We start from the raw sequence: 17,068 nt of genomic DNA, 5'->3' as shown, positions 1-17,068 counted from the left end.
CTCCTGACATCGGATGAAGATCCTAGTGAAGGTCTAGACGGGCATAGGTTCCCCTTGCAGTCCGCCTACCTGCCCACCTCACAATTCCTATGCACGACAAGGGTCTGCTGTTGGTTCAGTTGACTGGTTGACGTGCCCCACGGTTTAGTTACCCGGAACGGTGTGTGGATCGGGCTCTCTTTGAGAGGCTTCTTCCATGCCCAGACCGTTTCCCGCTGAATTTCGTATACGAGCTGTCGCGCTCGTTCGTGCCGGTAAGCCGATCACTACCGCTGCCGTCGAGTTGGGGGTGAGCGCGGCGGCAATCCACGCCTGGGTTCGCCAAGACCAGATCGATCGAGGGGAACGGCCCGGAATAACGACGCCGGAGAGCATGGAGTCGGCGAAGGCGAAGAAACGGATCCGCCAGCTGGAAACAGAGGTCGAGATTCTGAAGGTCGCAGCGAAGCTGCTTGGGGAGGATCGTCCGGCCCCAAAAGGATTCACCCGGTAGTCGACGCTCTTATTGAAGCCGGCTACCGGGCCAAAGTTTGCTGCCGGCTTCTTGGTGTCAGCAGCCCCGGCTACTACCGATATCGGAACCGGCCGCTGTCAGCTACGCAGATGAGGCGGCAGTGGCTGACGGGATTGATCCGCGAAGTTCACACGGCGTCCCGGCAAACCTATGGTTCGAGGCGAGTTCATGCTGAACTCACCCTTGGCATGGGCGTTCGGGTCAGTGAGCGGCTCGTCGCCGTGCTGATGAGCCAGGCCCAGATTGCCGGGCTTCCCGGGTCGGCGAAGGTGAAGCGGCTGCACGGCGTCGCGACCGCTGATGATCTCGTCCATCGCAAGTTTCATCGGCTCTCACCGAACGAGCTCTGGGTCACCGAAATCACGGATCATCCGACAAGAGAAGGGAAAATCTACTGCTGCGCCGTGATGGACACCTTCTCCCGGAAGATCGTCGGCTGGTCGATCGACAACGCGCAAGACTCGAACCTCGTCGTCAACGCCCTCGACATGGCAATCAAGAACCGTCAACCCGTCGCCGGCGGAATCGTGCACGCTGATCACGGTGTCCAATTCACCGCCTGGGCGTTCACGAACAAGATCCGAGCTTCAGGCCTGATGCCCTCATTTGGAACCATCGGCGATTGCTACGACAACTCCATGATGGAATCGTTCTGGTCATCGATGCAGATCGAACTGCTGAACCGGAAGAAATGGCGCACCCGTCTCGACCTGGCGAACGCGATATTCGACTACATCGAGATCTTCTACAACCGCCAACGCCGCCATTCTCAGCTCGGATATTCAACCCCTATCGAGCACGAGCTACGCTTCAATCAAACATCCATCCCCGCCTGACCTTCAGACCCGAACGGGTAACCAGGCCGTGGGGCACGTCAGGTTTTGTTTGGGGTTTTAGGCCGTGTGAGCGGCCTCTGTGTTGCTCATCTCGGATTCGGACGCGGTTAGTCGATGGGCCCGCTTTCGGTTTAGTTGATGCCTGGACCTGACCTATGGTCCGGTCAAGCTGGAAACAAAACCATAGGTCAGGTCAGGTCAGGCTAGAGCGAACTGATATTTTGACTGTGCACACTTCAGAGCAAGGGCCAATGATCGAAGTTCAGGTGAAAACTGCGAACTACGTCGGGGGAAATACGAATTGGCCTCTCTCCACTAAGTCGCAACAGCCGGAACTCAGCACCCGGGAATGGTTCGTGATGGTAGTTCTGCCAGCTGCACCGTTTCAGATTCCGCGAAGTTTTATTGTTCCTCGGAATCATGTTGCAGCCGCTGCCTGGTTAGCTCATGTGCACTGGTTGACAGAGCCTGATGCTCAGCCGGGAACACGTAATGCTGGGCCGAGCAGGTCTCGCGTGAACGTCGACGGGTGGGCTCGGTACGAAGATCGCTGGGATCTACTTCTGTCTCCCACCACCGATTGCCCTGTGGTGCTACCGAAATGGATGCAAAATGCATCACTACTCGACAGAGTTGCTCGCAACCCGAACTACTCGTGGCAGCACCCGTGGCGGGACGCTCCCCCTACGTGGAGTTCGAGAGCATTTCTTGCGGAGCGAATCTAGCTTTGATCTTGTCGATCCTGACTGCAACGGAGGCGAGCTCGCGACTCGCATTGGGTGCGCGAGAAGAACTCACTAGCGCTAGGCTCGCCACATGAATCGCCTTCTAGTTCTGACCTCCGTTTCCTCCGTAATGCTGCTGGCAGGGTGCACGACTGTATCGCCGGACCCCGAAGTTACTGGAACGGTGGCGTCATCGGCAGCAGCAGGAGCGACCACTATCCAGGAAGTTTGGGCAAAAATTGGCTGTGACGACGATGGAAGACTTGATGTCAGCGCCCCGAACCCTCCAGTCGATCACACCGGGATGTGCACACCATACGAGGGCGGGGAGCTTGTGTTCTTCTACCAACTTCCCTCCGCGGACGAAGCCGCAGATTGGCTCAGGTCTGGAAAGTTGGAGATCGGCGCGAGGGATGCCGTCTTTACAGATGGCGCTGTGGTGATCTTAGCGACCGACGCTAGCTCGGCACAGAAATTCGGCGAGCTCTTTATTCCGCAAAGTAGCGTAAAGCAAGATTGAGCGAGCCTGCTTATCCTCTATTGCAGACTGAGCTGAGCAGCAATCGAATTGCCTTCGAGCGGACGTTCTCGATTGGCTGAAAGGCGCCATCGATCCAAGGTCGTTCACCGGCGGGCTGCGCCTCTCAGGTGCTAAATGACGCTGCGACCGCTACTTCTCAATCCTCTGCGAATTATTGCTCCACATTGCCGCCATGGAATGCGGTCGCATCGAACGACCCCTGTCTGCTGGTCGCCAATTCGATCGCGAGATGACCCGGTTGAATCTGCTGGCGCGACGTAACTACATGACCGTAAAGCCCCGATACGAACGTTCGTCAGTTAGGCAGAGCGGGCGGGCGCCGGGGTGTCGTGGGAATGCTTCACGCTGCAAGGTCTTCTTTGGTTCCCGACCGGAAAAGTCGATGAGTGTGTGTCCGGCAAGGTTGCGAGACGCAACCATGTCGCGGCTACGCACTGAAGCTCACCATGAGGGGCCGGGTTCTGGCGGCAGCGAGGTGCCGCGAGCGAGATGTGGATCCTGCACGATTTACCGGGCGATCCTGCTTATCTCCTGTAAGAGGACGACTCTGATTGCAGACGGTAGCTCATCCCCCTCTCGATCCGCTCGCGATTTTCGCCTACTCTTTAGTGACCACAAAAGTGATTGCCGCGTAGTATATGGCCATACAAACAAGCATGGCGAGAGCAACATGTTCAGGACTCGAATACGCCTACTCGCTGCTGTCCGCGGAGTTGTTTCAAAGCAATGGCATGAAGGCGAGATTCGATGCATCAGGTCTACTTAACGGCAGGATGGAGGCCTCGTGTGGGTCAACTCTGAGTTGGTTGCTGATCGACAAGTGATTCAGGCGATGACTGCAAAGGTGCGAGGAGTCAGCGCTAGTCTCTTGTTCTCAGTTGATGTACTAGAACACGCGTCGCGACAGTCGCGAGGAGCTGGCGCATTCGTTTCTGTGGGGCAGTTGCTTGCAGCTTTTGAAGAGACCGATTTTGATTCACCACCTGCTAGAGGGCAATTGTGGCTCTCGGGCTTTGCCGAAGACCAGGACCGGTGTGTGCCCTCGATCGCTCCGCCGGTGACGGTTTGCGGGGCTCGCATCAACGCGGGCTCGTGGGGAGCTGGGCTTTCGCGGGCCAGCAAGTTCGCCGGATACACCGAGAGAACCGTAGTGCTAAGAACAGAGCCTCGTGAATCTTCCGCCGCTTTACTTGAGGCTTCCTTCTACGGCGTCGGTTTAGTCGTGGGTGAAGGGGTAAACGAAACAATATTGGCGGCGCCGGCGCCGTTCGAACCGGAGCGGTTCTCGCTGGCCTCATGGTTGTTCGCCGAGCAGGTCTACCGCGAGTGGCTCTTATCGCAGTGAATCGAACTTTTCCCAGGAGCTCAGGTAGTCGTCTTTTATTGGACGGCCGATCTGCGTGGCGAGAGTGGCGTTGGCGGCCATAGTCTCTTCCCGGGCGTTCCGCCACCATGCTCGTGGGTTGCTTGGGTCGACCCGATCCCAAAGTTCTGTAAGGACGGACGCTGAATGTAGTGCTGCGTCCCGCTTTTGTTCGGCGCTGTCGGTAATGAACCGGTCGATCGGGCGTCCATCACAAATCACACAAGAGCAGTTGGGTGCTGGAGTCGATTGGTAGTACGAGGTGTGGAGAACGCTGCCGCGAACGTATCGGAGCATGGAGCCGACTAAGACATGGGGTGTCCGGTCAGTGGGGTTGCTGGACCAAGACTTTTGGTCGGGCGGTGTAAACCGTCGAAGGGAGGGGATCGAGCCGATGCTGGCGCCTGAAGCGCCATGCGCGTATGCGTCGAAGCCGGCGATGTCGGTCCGGTGAGCGAACAGACCGGGCACGGCCGTGAACAATTGGCGGTATCCGCGCAGCGCCCACTGGGTGCCGAGCGGAGATTGGTTGTGGGCGAATCCGATAAGAACCGGCAGTAATGACGTTTTCAGGACTGCGATAACGAAGTTGATGTGCTCTGTACGCAGCCAGCTCGCATCAAGAGAAAGAACAAGTGCGGTGTCGTCACGCTCGATCAGATTCGCGCGTCGGACAACTTCTCGAAGGGTCTCGTTCTCCGCGACAGGGATGTATCCAGTAGGGAGAAGGGCAACGTCTGCCCCTGCATCGCGTTGCCGCTGGAGAACGTCTTCTAAGGTGTCCTCGAAAAGTGCACCCGGCTCTGATAGAACGAAGGGTTCAATCGCAGTAGAGGTGCAAGTGCTTAGCGTGCGAGGCTCGGCGATCAGGAGTGCGTTTGGGTGGGCATGACGGAGGTGGTTCAGTTTGGTGAGCCCGACAGCCCCCGTGATGATCATGCCTGTGTCGCCGAGTCCCGCGGCAGCGGCGGGGAAAGCGTGTCCGCTAACAACGGTGAGTAGGCGGCTGTCGAGTAGGTCTCGCGCGGTCCGGGTTGAACGTGTCGGGTTTGCGGTTGTCATTAGCGGTGCTCCAGAAATCGGGTTTTTAGTTCGTTTTCCGTCATCCACGCGGCGGTAGCGAGTTCGTCGATCGTTCTGCCTTCTGCGAGGCGTTGGTCGAGCAGGTCATGGATGAGCCTCGGTTCGTGGACGGGCAATTCCACCGGCTCACGTTTCTTCATCCCACTCGAAGACATGTAGATATTGAAATTCTTGTACTGGTTGTCGCTCATGAGGCTAAGATCGCGAGCTCGTCGTGCGAGTGCCGCAATGGAGACGCCCCAACGCCGTTTTAAGGCGGCGAGATTCTTGAGTGAAACGTCAGAGAGTTCGGATCTGATGGTCGCCGCCGGCATGAGGAACTCTGAGGCGAACTGGTCCGCCTCAGACTCCTGTTCGATCGTCGGAAGTTCATGCATAACCGCGTGGCCGATTTCATGGGCCATGGTGAAGCGCTGGCGATCCGCGGGCGCGTGGTCGGCGAGGAATATCACGGGCGCACCACCGGCTGGCCATGTTGCGATGGCGTCCAGACGCAAGGTCTGCATGTCGTGGATGACTACGAGGATCCCATGGCTCTCGGCGACCGCAACCAAGTCATCGATTGGCCCGGTACCCAGCTTCCACCTACTGCGTAAGCGGCGCGCGATGTCGCTAGGGGTATACATGTCATCGTCTGGGAGGGGATCCCTTTCCAGCGTGAGCGAGGGGAGGTCTCCGCCCAAAAGCGATGAGACCTGGCTTTGGAGCAGCGCGGATTCGGCGCGAAGCCGCTTGTCCGCCTTTATTGGCAGCGAGGCCAACTTTCGATGGAAAATGCGGGCATCATGGGAAATGTTAACGCCAAATATCCCTGGGCGAACCCCGAGTGCCTCGGCCAGAACGCGAGCCTTCTCCGAATCAAGCGGGACTGCACCCGCCTCCAACTTGGAGAGGAAACCCTGTGTGATTCCAGCGGCAACGGCCAAGTCCTTTTGGCTGAGCCCGCGCGCGACTCGGATGGTACCCAGTGTTGCGCCTGTGGAATCGATCATGATTGACAACCTACACGAAGTGCCGACATTTATCTAATAAAATATTCCTAAATTCATTCCAAGTTGTGGTTTTGTCGCCCCAATGGCCGATGTCGATGGTCAGCGATAGCCTTATCCCAATGAAGGGAGCGATTGCCGATGGCTGATATCGACTGGGGAGCGCTCCTGCCTCCGTTCACGCCCGATCAACGTGGCGGAAAGCTCGACCACTTCCAGATCGCAACGATGGAGTGGGTCCAAGGAGAGTTCCTCCTTCTCTGCGGCCCGAACGAGGTGGCCGACCAGATTAGGCAATCCGCTGGAGGTTTCTGCGGTGAGGCTAGGTTGGATCGAGAGACCAAGAAAACGTTCACCCACGGAATCTACTTCCCTAATGGTGTCCCTACTTTCATTACGGACTTGGCGGAGCTGCTCCAGAATTGCCTGAGTATCCCCTCACCTGATCAAGTCGATCATGCGATGGCTCTCGACTGGTATAACCAGCCCAACGATGACGGAGAGATCGTTAAGACCGAAGCGGGGTATTGGATTTGGACCACCAAGTATGCCTCGCATCCGGAATACAACAACTCGAAACACTCGCGCCGGCAAATCATCACTGCTCTAGTCGATTTCATCGCACGCCATCCACTATTCGCGTCAGCAAGCGCGATAGTCACCGCACCTGGGCACAATGCCGATGGTCAAGGCTTCGGGGAGGTATTGGCGAGAGAAGTCGCGAATCGAGCTGGGATTCCTTTTGTAGAGTCGACATCACCGGGACCGCGTCCTGCCCAGAAGGAGACGCCGCAAGACTTAAGCGACATCTTCACGGTTGCGAGTCCGCTGGCTGGCACGATCATCGTGCTGGACGACGTTTTCCACACGGGCGGTAGCGCGACTGGCGCCGCCGCCGCCGCTCGCCGGGCAGGCGCTGCGACCGTATTACTGTTGGTAGTGGCTAGGACCATCCGAAAATGATGACTGCAACTAAGACGTTAATCCACGCGCTCGCAGCCTTCGAATCCCTTCGAAGCCCCGGCAGGATCGCCTCTGCCCTTCGTTCAGGCGGGGACGGTGCTCTTCAGGACGCGTTCGAGGAATTGGACAGCGCGACCAGAACCGATGTCGAAGCCAAGGCCAAGATGATGGAGCGTGACGGTATTGGGGCGGTGATTTTCGGTGCGGAGGATTTCCCCAAATCGCTGGTCCATGACGGCAAACCCCTCATGCCGATCCTCTTCTACAAAGGCAACAAAGATCTGCTCTACGCCGACGGGGTTGGTATGTGCGGTTCTCGTCACGTCTCTCCGCAGGGCCTCAGCGCTGCGGAGCGTTGCGGGGTGGCCGTCAGCCAACACGATCTGACCATCATTTCTGGGTACGCCCAAGGAGTCGACGCTGCCACTCACCTCGCGGCCCTTCGGAGTGGTGGGCGAACGGTGATTGCGTTGGCCGAGGGGATCGACCACTTTCGAATAAAGCGAGAGTTCACTAGCGACTTCGATTCAAAACGCACACTAGTGCTATCCCAATTCGCGCCGACGCAAACTTGGCAAGCGTACGCGGCGATGGCCCGAAACGCCATTATCTACGGTCTATCAAAGGCCCTCGTTGTAATCGAGGCCGGTGAAAAAGGAGGTACCTTGGCTGCCGGCGAAGGAGCAATGAAGCTCGGTCGTCCGGTTTTTGTTGTCGACTTCGGCGACCGCACCCCCGAGGGAAACAAGAAGCTATTGCTGCAAGGCGCCACCGCGATTGCAACTCCAAAGGAATTGCAAGAAGCCCTTGCCAATGTGGCGGACGAACCCGATACGAACCTCTCCTTGTTCTAGTCGCGTGTGGCTACCGCACGTCGAGTGGCGCTCGCGAATTCAAAAGCCCTTGAGGGAGCGCTAACCATTGACGCCGCGTATCCAACTACGCTGTTCCGGCATATGCAAGTGCACTGGTAAGCGCGTGTTTCGGGCAAACCGAACGAATGAGAAAATCCGCAGGTGAGGGAAGGATCGTACAGGCTGTCGTCAAAGCGATCGGAGCCACTTTTGACCGCAGCAGCTGGATGGAGTTGGGCCTCATCACTGGGAAACTCGACTACATCACCTCGCATGCGCGTCTCTTGCGCAGCTTGGACTGGGGGGACGGCGACTACTTATCGCACGTCATTGAGACTGTTCCGGTCATCCTGGGGAAGACGCGAACCAAGCAAAGCCAGTGGCCCTATGGCTTTGTGAACCTCTCTTTGGTCGAGGACTATTTGCACCTGGAAGACTTCCTGCAACGAGAAGAGCCCGTGTTGTACGGTGAGCTATATGCAGGCGAGGCACATACGATCGTTGACGAGCTTCAGGTTACTTCACAGGAGCTAGAGCTTGAGTACGTCGAAATTCATGCCGGACGGATTCGTCGCGGACTACGCGATGACCCCGAGCTTGCAATCGGCGCGTCAAAGGAACTTCTGAAGACGGTACTCAAGGCGATTCTCGGGCTACATGGGAATGGCGCTGAAACCAAGGTCGACATTCCCAAGCTAGTCGAGGACGTCAATGCGCGTCTTGGTTTGGATGCGACTGGTCATCGCGGTGCCGAACATGGTGCCGAGCAGCGGCGAAAACTGTTTGGCTCTCTGAGTTCGATTGTCTCTTCTACCGCAGAGTTGCGGAATGCGGGATTCGGCACCGGGAACGGCGGCGTTCAAAGGCCCGAACTCGATGTCGCCACGGCACACCTCGTTGTATCGTCAGCAGTAGCGCTCGCCACCTTCTATTTGGAAGCTTATTCAGCAGAAGAATCGTGAGACAGCGGCCGACTCAGGCGGGCCGAGCTAGTTTGCCACTTGCTCTTTGCTGCATTCCGAGCTGCCGAATGCGAGTAATGGACGGGCGTCGAGATGCAGTCTCCCAACAATCCTGACCAACTCCGGTAGCGAATGACTGCGGATATTAAATGACGGTCGGTGCATCAGTCTCATAAGAGTTGAGAATAATCTCAACTAGCTTGAGAACTGACATCCGGCCAACGCGAGAACGAGTGTAGCTGCCAATGACCCTGCGGCTGCCGCGCACAGCTAATCCGCCAGGCGCCCCAATCGGCGTGCCTCCACCGACAGAAAGAATGACCAATGGGACATCCACGCTGGCCCGGCGTCAATGAGAAGACTGGCGACCCCTCCTACGACAACGTCAGTCGTCAGCTCAACACGAAGCTGCACAAGCTGGTTCAACGCAAACTCCGTCAGGTCAATGTGGTCGGCCGTCGCCGGAAGAAGTATCTGATGACCGGCGACCTCATCGAACCCATCTTCGATGGCATCGACTGGAACAACCGCCGGCGGTAGCCGCAGCCCGTCCGTGCGTCCACGCAAAAACCCGGCGGCGATAGCCGACGGTTGCCCTCGCGGCGGTAGCCGAAGCCTGGCCCGAACATTATCTGCGCTGGTGTCTCGCCCATATTAAGAGCTCGGCGCCGGGGCGCCTCGCGTGACTCCGTCTTGTCTTCCTGTATGCATCGTGATGTCTGCTTGGTTGCTGCGCAACTGTTTCGGGGAGCAACCTGTCGTGCAACGAGATGTCACCATGGACCGTTGAGGTCGATGGGGGCGTCGAAGTTGTGCGACAGGTTGCGACTTGTGTGGGGCTCTCTTCGTTCGCCCGCTTCGCGGCGGTGTGTGGTTCTGTGTGGGGCGTGTTGTTTGCTGGGTGCTCGCTGCGCTCGCCCCGCTGCGCGTGTGTCTCTGTCCGGAGGTCGTGATGGGGCGTGATGTCTGCTGGGTGCTCGCTGCGCTCGCCCCCGCTTCGCGTGTGTTTCGGTGTGTCTGTCGGTTCGCCGCAACATGTCTGCTGTTCCACCTCCACCGGTCTGTGTTCATTTAAGTGGACGGTCGTCTATTTTTGTGGACTCCCCCTGTTCCGTTGCGCAACGGTGCGGAGCCTCTTTGTCGACGCCTAGTTCTGGGTGGGGTTTCCCTGCCGGGGGCGGCCTTCGGCATCGGTGGGGTTGTGTGGGCTACGCAACGAATCGTGGTCGCCACGTTGACGTTTCGTTGACCAGGTAAGGGTGACGTCATGTAGTTCATGTGGGGTCACCAGACCGGTCAGGCAGATGAGCCAATGGGTGACATCGGCGGGAGCATGTGGGGTTACCAGACCGGTGACCGTCACATCGGAGAACACCGGACCACCGGCGAACGCAGTGAGCGCACGCAGTGCCAGTTCCGTAGCGAAGTCGACGAGTGAGCGCAGCGAACCCGGGACGACAACGGAACGAGGATGCGAAGCAGCCTCCACAGAGATACATCGACGTAACGATGTCCCGCAGTTTATTGACCAAAATGGGCGAAGCCTTGGTTATACGGAGGGAGATCGGAGCGGCGGCGGGTGACGGCTTGGGGGTTTTGCGGGGCTGGGAAATGACCTTCATGGCCCATTTTGCGGCGTATTCCGAGCCCTTTGGGGGAGAAAAATCCGTCGCACATGGGACGCCTGCGTGCAGGCATTAATGTTCAGGACTGTGTCTGTAATTGCCGACGAAATCAAGCACCCAGAATGCTGCGCATTCGTCGGCAGCTCAACGGCTTTGTGAAGGTAGTGGGCGCGTCAGTTGCGCAGACTGCAATGTCCTGCTTTCGCTGCGGAATCAGCATTATGTGTCGCACCAAAGCGCGCCTCCGCGTCTTTTCCGAACCAATTTCAACCGCTGACATCTTCGCCTAGTTAGGCAACACTTTTACAGTTCCTCTGCATTGAAAGTGAGATCAAGCTTGACGCCCCAGTCGTGAAACCCCGACCTACTTATGCCGACTCTCGATAGTGCCTCGACCGAGGAGACGCCCGACTTCCTGAAGGCTCGGACAGCGAGGACCTGTCTGAATCGAAAGTCACGGTGCGTTTGCGCTGCCGCACGAAGTGCTTCCCGTTTCGCGGCGAGACGAAGCCGCTCCCTGTCACTGAAATTTGTCGAGGGCGTGTTGTACCTCGCCTTTAGCGTCGAGCTCGACACCGCCCAGCTATCACGCAAAAGTTGGTGGTGGGGGTCGACTGTTCGAAGTGCGTTTTGCAGGATTTTGATGCGATTCAAAAGGACTCCGCGTGCACCCGCCTCGATGGTGTTCATGAAAGAGCTGATTTCCGCTAGATGACTAATTTTGACGCACGCCCGATTTCCACAAAGATGATGAATGCTCTCTAGATCCGAGAGTTTGCCTACAAAAGACCGGGAGGCCCAAAAATGCAGCCGATGCGTGAAGCACCTCGAAGAGTCCCGTCCGACAAAACCGTAGCCGGCTGGCACGCGAGCACCTGTCCAAATCCAGCAGGAGTCCTCGCTTTCGTCGATGGCGCAGCGAGCTCGAATAGTTGCTGTGAGAAGAGCTGCATCCCTATTTATTACGGCTCTACGTATTGGCCCGTATCGGCCTTTGTTTTTATGCATGCAAGGGTTGTGCGCGGCATCAAATTGAAGTTGGCTCCTGCGGTCTGAATTGCCGCGCACAGGGTGATCGGTGCGGAAAATATCGGTGCCGAATGCTGATGGGAGACACACAAATGACGTCGGAACGACAAGCCCCCGCGAACAATCCATTGATTCGGATCAGCAAGAGTCGATCAGAACTGGTTTGGCCAGACGGCAGCCGACGCACGTTCCGTACACCTGCGATTGAGCAAGCTCAGAAGACGCTCAACCTGGTCATGAGCGTTCCCAAGCTAGGCCCACGAGCTTCGCCCGAGCAGATTCAGAATCGCGCCGATGACATTTTTGAAGCCCGCACGCAGCTCGGGCATGCCGTCCGCTCATTTGTCAGTTCAAACCAAGGAGACCTGCATTCCTTCTCCTATCAAAGCCTTTAACATGACAACTTCAGCATTGCGCTCATGGCGTGCTGCGCGAATAGGTAAGGTCTGGACCTGCTTGCTTATGGAGGGCTCGCGGCAGCTTACTGCGCCGATAACTTGCGCAACTATGTTCAAGTAGCGGCTTATGTTGCAACCGTCAACGCCCTCTGCCTGCCGACGAAACGGCCGGTGGCAACCTAATCTCCGTCCAACTGTCGATGATGAATCGCTGGTACACGGTTGTGTCGTCCAATATTGGCGGTCCCCTGGTGCCGATCGCAACTTCAGCGATGTCCGTCGGTTTCATGCCGCGCCCCCGGTTGTGCGCATGTCGTCAATTCGGCTTCGGCCGGCGTTGTTGTTGTACGGATCTGCCGCATCGACGATGATGCCCTCAACCTCCAACACCGCGAGCACAGCAAACAGTGAGTCCATACGCGCGGTGCCGGTGCCGGTGCCGTTCTCAATATTTCGAGGCGTTTAGCGGGTAATGAATGACCGCCCAGACGGAACCCCGGAAACGACGACCCCTCCCCGCCGAACCGAGCACTGAGACTAACTAAGTGGTGTTGGGTTTAGGGGCGGACTGGCTTCTTCCGGGCCGACGCGACCTCACGGTGGTCCTTCGCGACGAGATCCGTGACAGCCGCAGGCAGCCCGGCTTCGACAGCAAACTGCGGCCAGGAGTGCACCGCATCATTCACCTCACCGATAATCGACGCGGCTCGCTCGATGCCGTGCCGTTCAGCGAAGGTCAGAAAGTCCTTCCGTTGAATCCTGCCGAACTCACCGTTGACGCTCATCAGGTGCTGGTGGGTCCACTCTCCGTCCGGGTTAAAAGCATGGGTGATGTCATACGCCGGCGCGATGGACCACTGCCCGGACTGGTCCATCAGGAAGCCGAAGTTCTTCGTGTGATCATCGCAGTTCGCTGCGACGACGTTGAAGACCATCCGGCGGAACGCTTCGGTCCGCGCGTCGAGTCCGAGGTCGAGCTCACCGATCGATCCCTGGTACTGGGCGTAGTCGTGTGTGCCGGTGGCGTTGAAGTCGAGGATGGAGATCCCGCACAGCGACTGGGTGTGCAGCTTCTGACGATCTGACGTTCGGTCGAAGCGTTTGGTCATGAAATGCGCTCGACCGTTCTCTTCGAGTAGCCGCGTTTCCGTCATCGTGATGCCGGCGGCTCGCGCCATCTTAGAATAGGCGTACTCGATGCGGCCGTAGTTTGCGCCGGCTCCGAGCTGATAATCGAGGCCAACTCCGTCGAATTTCAGCAGCCACGCTTCGAAGCCCTCGGCAGGGAGTACATGGCCCGGCCTGATCTCCTGCGTGGCGGAGTTGAAGTTGACGACCGCTTTCGCCCGGGCGCCGCCGGCGCTGGTTCCGACGGTGATGATCTGTTGGAGCGCCCGCTCGGACTCACTGTCAGAGGTCAACGTTCCGGCGACAGCATCGCGCGCGCTTTGCACAAGCATCTGCATGTCGAGGGCGCTCGGCGGTAGGTCCTTCGCGCCGGTGTCGGGACGGAACTCAAGCGCGCCGAGCCCGCGGTCTCCGAGGTAGGCGAGGCGGTCGAGAGCGGTGATGCTTGACGTCGGTACGCCCTCGCGCGAAAGCCACGCGTCGATGATCCCGTTGCCGAACTTGTCGGGCAATGCGTCCGCGATCGACGGCGGGAGGCCTTGGAACGTCTCCAACGGCAGGCCCGGGAAGGTGTACTGGCGGCGGGAGGTCGGCATGTGGATTGGCGATATCTCGATACCGGATCTCACCCACGCCGGGTCGTACTCAAAAACGTAGGCGTTCCGGGTCCGGCCGGGGGCGAGAGCCCCGACTGTCCGGCCCCAGGCGATCACTTCGATCAGCCCCGTTGGCACGAACGCCATCAGGCGTCCGTCCTGCGCCGGGCCCGCTGGTGGGGCTTCGGCTCGCGCCGCTGCTGACGGAGCATCTCGATCGGGCTGATCTCCCCGCCGGTATCATCGAGAGTGTCGAGCCAGTCGGTGCGGTCTAGCGCACGGGTGACCTTCACAATCGTTTTGAGAGTCGAGCCAGCACCCGTTTCGAGGTTTCGGACCGCGCCCCTACTGATTGATGCCATTGTGGCTAACGTCTCCTGGTCGAGACCCCGCTGGATGCGAAGCGCGCGGAACTGCTCGCCGATGCCGGTCTCCCACTCGTCGGTTGTTCGCTGGCTAATATTCATAATTGTGACCATTATACGATGTTTGGGATTTAATGGTCAATATTATGGTCAAGGACAAACGCGCCGCCTGTCAGTGTGGCCTGAACAATTCGGATGACCTCGCGCGCGGCGGGAAGATATTTCCACCACAGGATGGTGCCTGGACCGAAAGCGATCGTGAGTGCGACGCTCCGCACAAGCGGCGGGACCGCAGCAGCCCCAGAGTTCCCTGTACCACCACCGAATGCCCGGAACCGACAACCACCCGTGCGGATCCCCACCACATAGAACCCCCATGGAACCCCACCCCCGGACTCTTCATCACCTTTGAGGGCAGCGACGGCGTTGAAAAACCGCCCACGCCGACGCAGCACAGCAGCTACTCAACGAACTCGGTGCGGAAACGCTTCGCACCCGCGAACCTGCCGGCACCGAAATTGGTGACCAAATCCGCGAACATGTTCTGCGTTCCGGCGGTTACATCGACCCACAAGCCGAAGCCCTACTATTCGCCGCCGATCGAGCCCAGAACATCAACACGCACGTCGCGCCCGCACTGACCCGCGGTGTCACCGTCCTCCAAGAGAGATACATCGACTCATCGGTGGCATGGACCGAAGCCACCCAGATACTCAACCCACGCGAGGTCCGCGACCTCGGCATGTGGGCGGCATCGGGGTTGCTTCCCGACCTCACTATCCTCCTCGACGTCACCGCCGAATTCGCAGTCGCACAATCCCACAGCTCAGGCGACGAAGCCGAAAAACATGAATTCCATCAGCAGCTCCGCAACAGTTTTCTCAGTATCGCCCGACGGGATCCGCAGAGGTTCCTGGTCGTTGACGCCGAGCAACCATTCGCCGAGGTGAAAGCCATCATCGCTGATCGACTTATGCTGCGTTTCACCGCGTAGACAACCCCTTGTCCAACTTGCCGGCGGTCGCCTTCCTGCCGAACGACTAACTCTGAGTTAATAGTTGCCTCAACCAGCTCCCCGTCATCGAGAACACACCGGCCCGAATCGGGATCCGCAGTCCATCAGGTCCGGGATCCGCAACTCAAGTGGCGGCCAGCAGCATCCCTGCTTCGATGATGTCCGCTGATTTCATATGGTGCCGCCGGCGCTGAGAATGTCGTCAATTCGACTTCGACCGGCGTTGTTGTTGTACGGATCTGCCGCGTCGACGACGGTGCCGTCAACTCCCAAAATCATGAGAACGGCGAACAGCGAGTCCATACGTGCGGTGCCGGTGCCGTTCTCGATGTTCCGAAGCGTTTGGCGGGTAATGAATGCCCGCTCGGCAACCTGCACCGCGCTCATACCGTTGACCTTGCGCCACCGTCGGATGTTAGCGCCGAAGTCTCTCAGGAGTCGTTTCTGCTGGGATGAAGCACGCTGAACCACGGGAACCCCTTTCTGATAGTCACAAGTGCCATGATATGCCATATTGGAATCTATAGCTATCATCTGGTGTCATAATTTCGGATCAGCAATTGGCTAATACTCGGTGTGAGCCTGCCGCTCCACCGCTGTGCAAATACTGTCGGTCACGCTGGTCATTATCTGGCAAAAAGTCGATAACGCACAGCGACAGCGACGTTAGGCTACGCTGCTGAGCTCCTCGGTCCAGTCGACGTCCTCCTGACCCGAGGATGCGGCATCCGCCGCCCCACTAATTAGGTGATGTTGAACTAGACATGTGCGGCGGGTTCAACCCGGTCCAGGCGGATGTCACTCAGTTCCACCGCCGGCCCACCACACACGCTGACCGCCCTGACCCGCAGGGCTACCACCCGGCGTCAAAACATCCTCACAGCCGCTCTGCCGGCGCCTGCCAGAGCGGCTCCACCCACCGTGGGAATCACCCACCCGAAGGGGTTTTATCCGGTCCCCAAATGGTGACAAAACGACCCCTGCCGCTAGGTCAAAATGAAGCCATCTGACGACCGCGTTAAGGGCTCTCGGCGGCGCCGATTCGGAGGCTGGAATCCCGGTGGTTTCGGGGTGGTTTCGAGGTGTGGAAATAGGGGTTTGATCAGGCTGGAAAGTGTGCCCTAGTGGCAGGGTGGGGATCGGTGTGGTGGGGGCGTTCTGGGCATGATAATTGTTCCGCATCCGGGGGTGATCTAACGTTTTTGGCCCGCATTTTTGTACCCCGGTTGCCGCCCTTGGGGACGAAAATCTGTACCAGAAGGTGCCATTCGGGGCCAGGAACTGACCTCTTGGAGGTGTTTTCGGGGGAAATTTCGTCGATCGGTCGACCCTTTTGGGGAAGATCTTGCATCGGCGTCGACCGTTTGGGGAAGATTTCGGTCACCTCCGGTCGACGTTCGAGAGCTTCGGAGAGCAAAAAATCGTCGGAATGTGTTTTTGGCGATGAGCACCAATTTGGGCCAAAAACCCAAGGTCAAATAAAAATCACCGGGATTCCGCGGAAGTTGCCGAAAATCTGTACTCGACTACTTTCCTTGTACCAGATTGGGTTTGGTACAGAAGTGCCCAGTTGTTTGCTGGGAAGGGGGCCCTCTACTACTACTTGTACCTTTGTACTTAAGAGAGATATATACACTACGAGGCAGAGGGTATATATATATAGGGGCCTAGGTATCCATATATATCAATAGGTTTTCTCTCTATAGGGGTACTGTGCAAACCTGGTACACGAGTACAGACCCGTTTTGGGCCCAAAATCCTATATAAACACTGGGAACTTCTGTACCAAACCCAATCTGGTACAGAAAAAGCAACCTGGTACAGCCCAAATCCGTACCCCGATGCCACGCACAGAGGTTTTGTGCGCTCAAGTCATCCGTCAGGCGAGTCCGAAAATCGCGATGTCCCCGACACCGTCCCCGGCACCATAATCGACCAATGGATTGAGGCTGCCGCAGGTGTCCTGTCAGCCTCCGGCCAGACCCATTTTATGCACATCGATTTCGCCAGAATCGCGTTCCGCCAGGATGGTGTTCCCAACATCCTCAGCACTCAGTTTTCAGCCTCCCCTGCCGGGGCTCT

13 protein-coding genes and 2 pseudogenes are annotated in these 17,068 nt (G+C 58.0%); 7 read left to right on the top strand and 8 right to left on the bottom strand.

Going from position 1 to position 17,068, the window contains the following annotated elements; genetic code table 11:
• Window positions 1–196 precede the first annotated feature (196 nt).
• Window positions 197–1,350 (top strand): annotated as a pseudogene (locus tag FB472_RS00195) (IS3 family transposase).
• An 816-nt stretch (window positions 1,351–2,166) separates the two neighbouring features.
• Window positions 2,167–2,595 (top strand): hypothetical protein, encoded by a 429-nt coding sequence (locus FB472_RS00185; RefSeq protein ID WP_141989149.1) that lies wholly within the window; start codon window positions 2,167–2,169, stop codon window positions 2,593–2,595.
• Between the two features lie 1,354 nt (window positions 2,596–3,949).
• On the opposite strand, the gene FB472_RS00180 is transcribed toward FB472_RS00185, so the two are convergent.
• Together FB472_RS00180 and FB472_RS00175 are read right to left on the bottom strand one after the other, a co-directional pair.
• On the bottom strand, window positions 3,950–5,041 hold the full coding sequence (locus FB472_RS00180) for a hypothetical protein (protein ID WP_141989148.1): 1,092 nt from the start codon (window positions 5,039–5,041) through the stop codon (window positions 3,950–3,952).
• Complete coding sequence (locus tag FB472_RS00175; protein WP_141989147.1) at window positions 5,041–6,054, bottom strand: helix-turn-helix domain-containing protein; 1,014 nt, start codon at window positions 6,052–6,054, stop codon at window positions 5,041–5,043. Before FB472_RS00175 ends, FB472_RS00180 begins: the two co-directional genes overlap by 1 nt.
• A 138-nt stretch (window positions 6,055–6,192) precedes the next feature.
• On the opposite strand from FB472_RS00175, the gene FB472_RS00170 reads away from it, so the two are divergent.
• The 4 genes from FB472_RS00170 (at window position 6,193) to FB472_RS00155 (ending at window position 9,370) form a co-directional block, all read left to right on the top strand.
• Window positions 6,193–7,014: a P-loop NTPase family protein gene (locus FB472_RS00170; RefSeq protein ID WP_141989146.1), complete on the top strand. Its 822-nt coding sequence runs from the start codon at window positions 6,193–6,195 to the stop codon at window positions 7,012–7,014.
• Complete coding sequence (locus FB472_RS00165; RefSeq protein WP_141989145.1) at window positions 7,011–7,868, top strand: DNA-processing protein DprA; 858 nt, start codon at window positions 7,011–7,013, stop codon at window positions 7,866–7,868. Before FB472_RS00170 ends, FB472_RS00165 begins: the two co-directional genes overlap by 4 nt.
• Window positions 7,869–8,014: 146 nt before the next feature.
• Complete coding sequence (locus tag FB472_RS00160) at window positions 8,015–8,830, top strand: abortive infection family protein (RefSeq protein ID WP_141989144.1); 816 nt, start codon at window positions 8,015–8,017, stop codon at window positions 8,828–8,830.
• 324 nt (window positions 8,831–9,154) lie between these two features.
• On the top strand, window positions 9,155–9,370 hold the full coding sequence (locus FB472_RS00155; RefSeq protein ID WP_141989143.1) for a hypothetical protein: 216 nt from the start codon (window positions 9,155–9,157) through the stop codon (window positions 9,368–9,370).
• A 607-nt stretch (window positions 9,371–9,977) separates the two neighbouring features.
• On the opposite strand, the gene FB472_RS00150 is transcribed toward FB472_RS00155, so the two are convergent.
• From FB472_RS00150 to FB472_RS00140, 5 genes are all read right to left on the bottom strand, one after another.
• Entirely contained in the window at window positions 9,978–10,319 is a 342-nt protein-coding gene (locus FB472_RS00150) for a hypothetical protein (RefSeq protein ID WP_141989142.1), read from the bottom strand.
• A gap of 439 nt (window positions 10,320–10,758) precedes the next feature.
• Window positions 10,759–11,463, bottom strand: coding sequence for an HNH endonuclease (locus FB472_RS14600; protein ID WP_425467192.1), 705 nt, complete (start codon window positions 11,461–11,463; stop codon window positions 10,759–10,761).
• Window positions 11,464–12,167: 704 nt separating this feature from the next.
• Entirely contained in the window at window positions 12,168–12,299 is a 132-nt protein-coding gene (locus FB472_RS14465) for a hypothetical protein (protein WP_281283026.1), read from the bottom strand.
• Between the two features lie 140 nt (window positions 12,300–12,439).
• Window positions 12,440–13,753, bottom strand: coding sequence for a type II toxin-antitoxin system HipA family toxin (locus FB472_RS00145; protein ID WP_141989141.1), 1,314 nt, complete (start codon window positions 13,751–13,753; stop codon window positions 12,440–12,442).
• Window positions 13,753–14,073, bottom strand: coding sequence for a helix-turn-helix domain-containing protein (locus FB472_RS00140; protein WP_141991393.1), 321 nt, complete (start codon window positions 14,071–14,073; stop codon window positions 13,753–13,755). The genes FB472_RS00145 and FB472_RS00140 overlap by 1 nt, the downstream gene beginning before the upstream one ends.
• Window positions 14,074–14,461: 388 nt before the next feature.
• Here FB472_RS00140 and tmk point away from each other — a divergent pair.
• A pseudogene (gene tmk / locus FB472_RS00135) lies at window positions 14,462–14,965 on the top strand (dTMP kinase); the annotation flags it as partial.
• A gap of 192 nt (window positions 14,966–15,157) precedes the next feature.
• On the opposite strand, the gene FB472_RS00130 reads toward tmk, so the two are convergent.
• A complete protein-coding gene (locus FB472_RS00130; protein ID WP_246077993.1) occupies window positions 15,158–15,457 on the bottom strand; it encodes a helix-turn-helix domain-containing protein in 300 nt (99 codons plus the stop codon).
• Window positions 15,458–17,068: the final 1,611 nt, after the last annotated feature.

Source organism: Rhodoglobus vestalii, from assembly GCF_006788895.1.
In the GTDB taxonomy this organism is placed as follows: domain Bacteria; phylum Actinomycetota; class Actinomycetes; order Actinomycetales; family Microbacteriaceae; genus Rhodoglobus; species Rhodoglobus vestalii.
This window is presented reverse-complemented; position numbering and strand designations above follow the sequence as displayed.

Excerpts from the sequence above, each read along its gene's own strand:
- FB472_RS00185 (WP_141989149.1), top strand. The coding sequence starts at position 2,167 with ATGAATCGCCTTCTAGTTCTGACCTCCGTTTCCTCCGTAATGCTGCTG.
- FB472_RS00180 (WP_141989148.1), bottom strand. The coding sequence starts at position 5,041 with ATGACAACCGCAAACCCGACACGTTCAACCCGGACCGCGCGAGACCTA.
- FB472_RS00175 (WP_141989147.1), bottom strand. The coding sequence starts at position 6,054 with ATGATCGATTCCACAGGCGCAACACTGGGTACCATCCGAGTCGCGCGC.
- FB472_RS00170 (WP_141989146.1), top strand. The coding sequence starts at position 6,193 with ATGGCTGATATCGACTGGGGAGCGCTCCTGCCTCCGTTCACGCCCGAT.
- FB472_RS00165 (WP_141989145.1), top strand. The coding sequence starts at position 7,011 with ATGATGACTGCAACTAAGACGTTAATCCACGCGCTCGCAGCCTTCGAA.
- FB472_RS00160 (WP_141989144.1), top strand. The coding sequence starts at position 8,015 with ATGAGAAAATCCGCAGGTGAGGGAAGGATCGTACAGGCTGTCGTCAAA.
- FB472_RS00155 (WP_141989143.1), top strand. The coding sequence starts at position 9,155 with ATGGGACATCCACGCTGGCCCGGCGTCAATGAGAAGACTGGCGACCCC.
- FB472_RS14600 (WP_425467192.1), bottom strand. The coding sequence starts at position 11,463 with ATGCATAAAAACAAAGGCCGATACGGGCCAATACGTAGAGCCGTAATA.
- FB472_RS14465 (WP_281283026.1), bottom strand. The coding sequence starts at position 12,299 with ATGGACTCACTGTTTGCTGTGCTCGCGGTGTTGGAGGTTGAGGGCATC.
- FB472_RS00145 (WP_141989141.1), bottom strand. The coding sequence starts at position 13,753 with ATGGCGTTCGTGCCAACGGGGCTGATCGAAGTGATCGCCTGGGGCCGG.
- FB472_RS00140 (WP_141991393.1), bottom strand. The coding sequence starts at position 14,073 with ATGAATATTAGCCAGCGAACAACCGACGAGTGGGAGACCGGCATCGGC.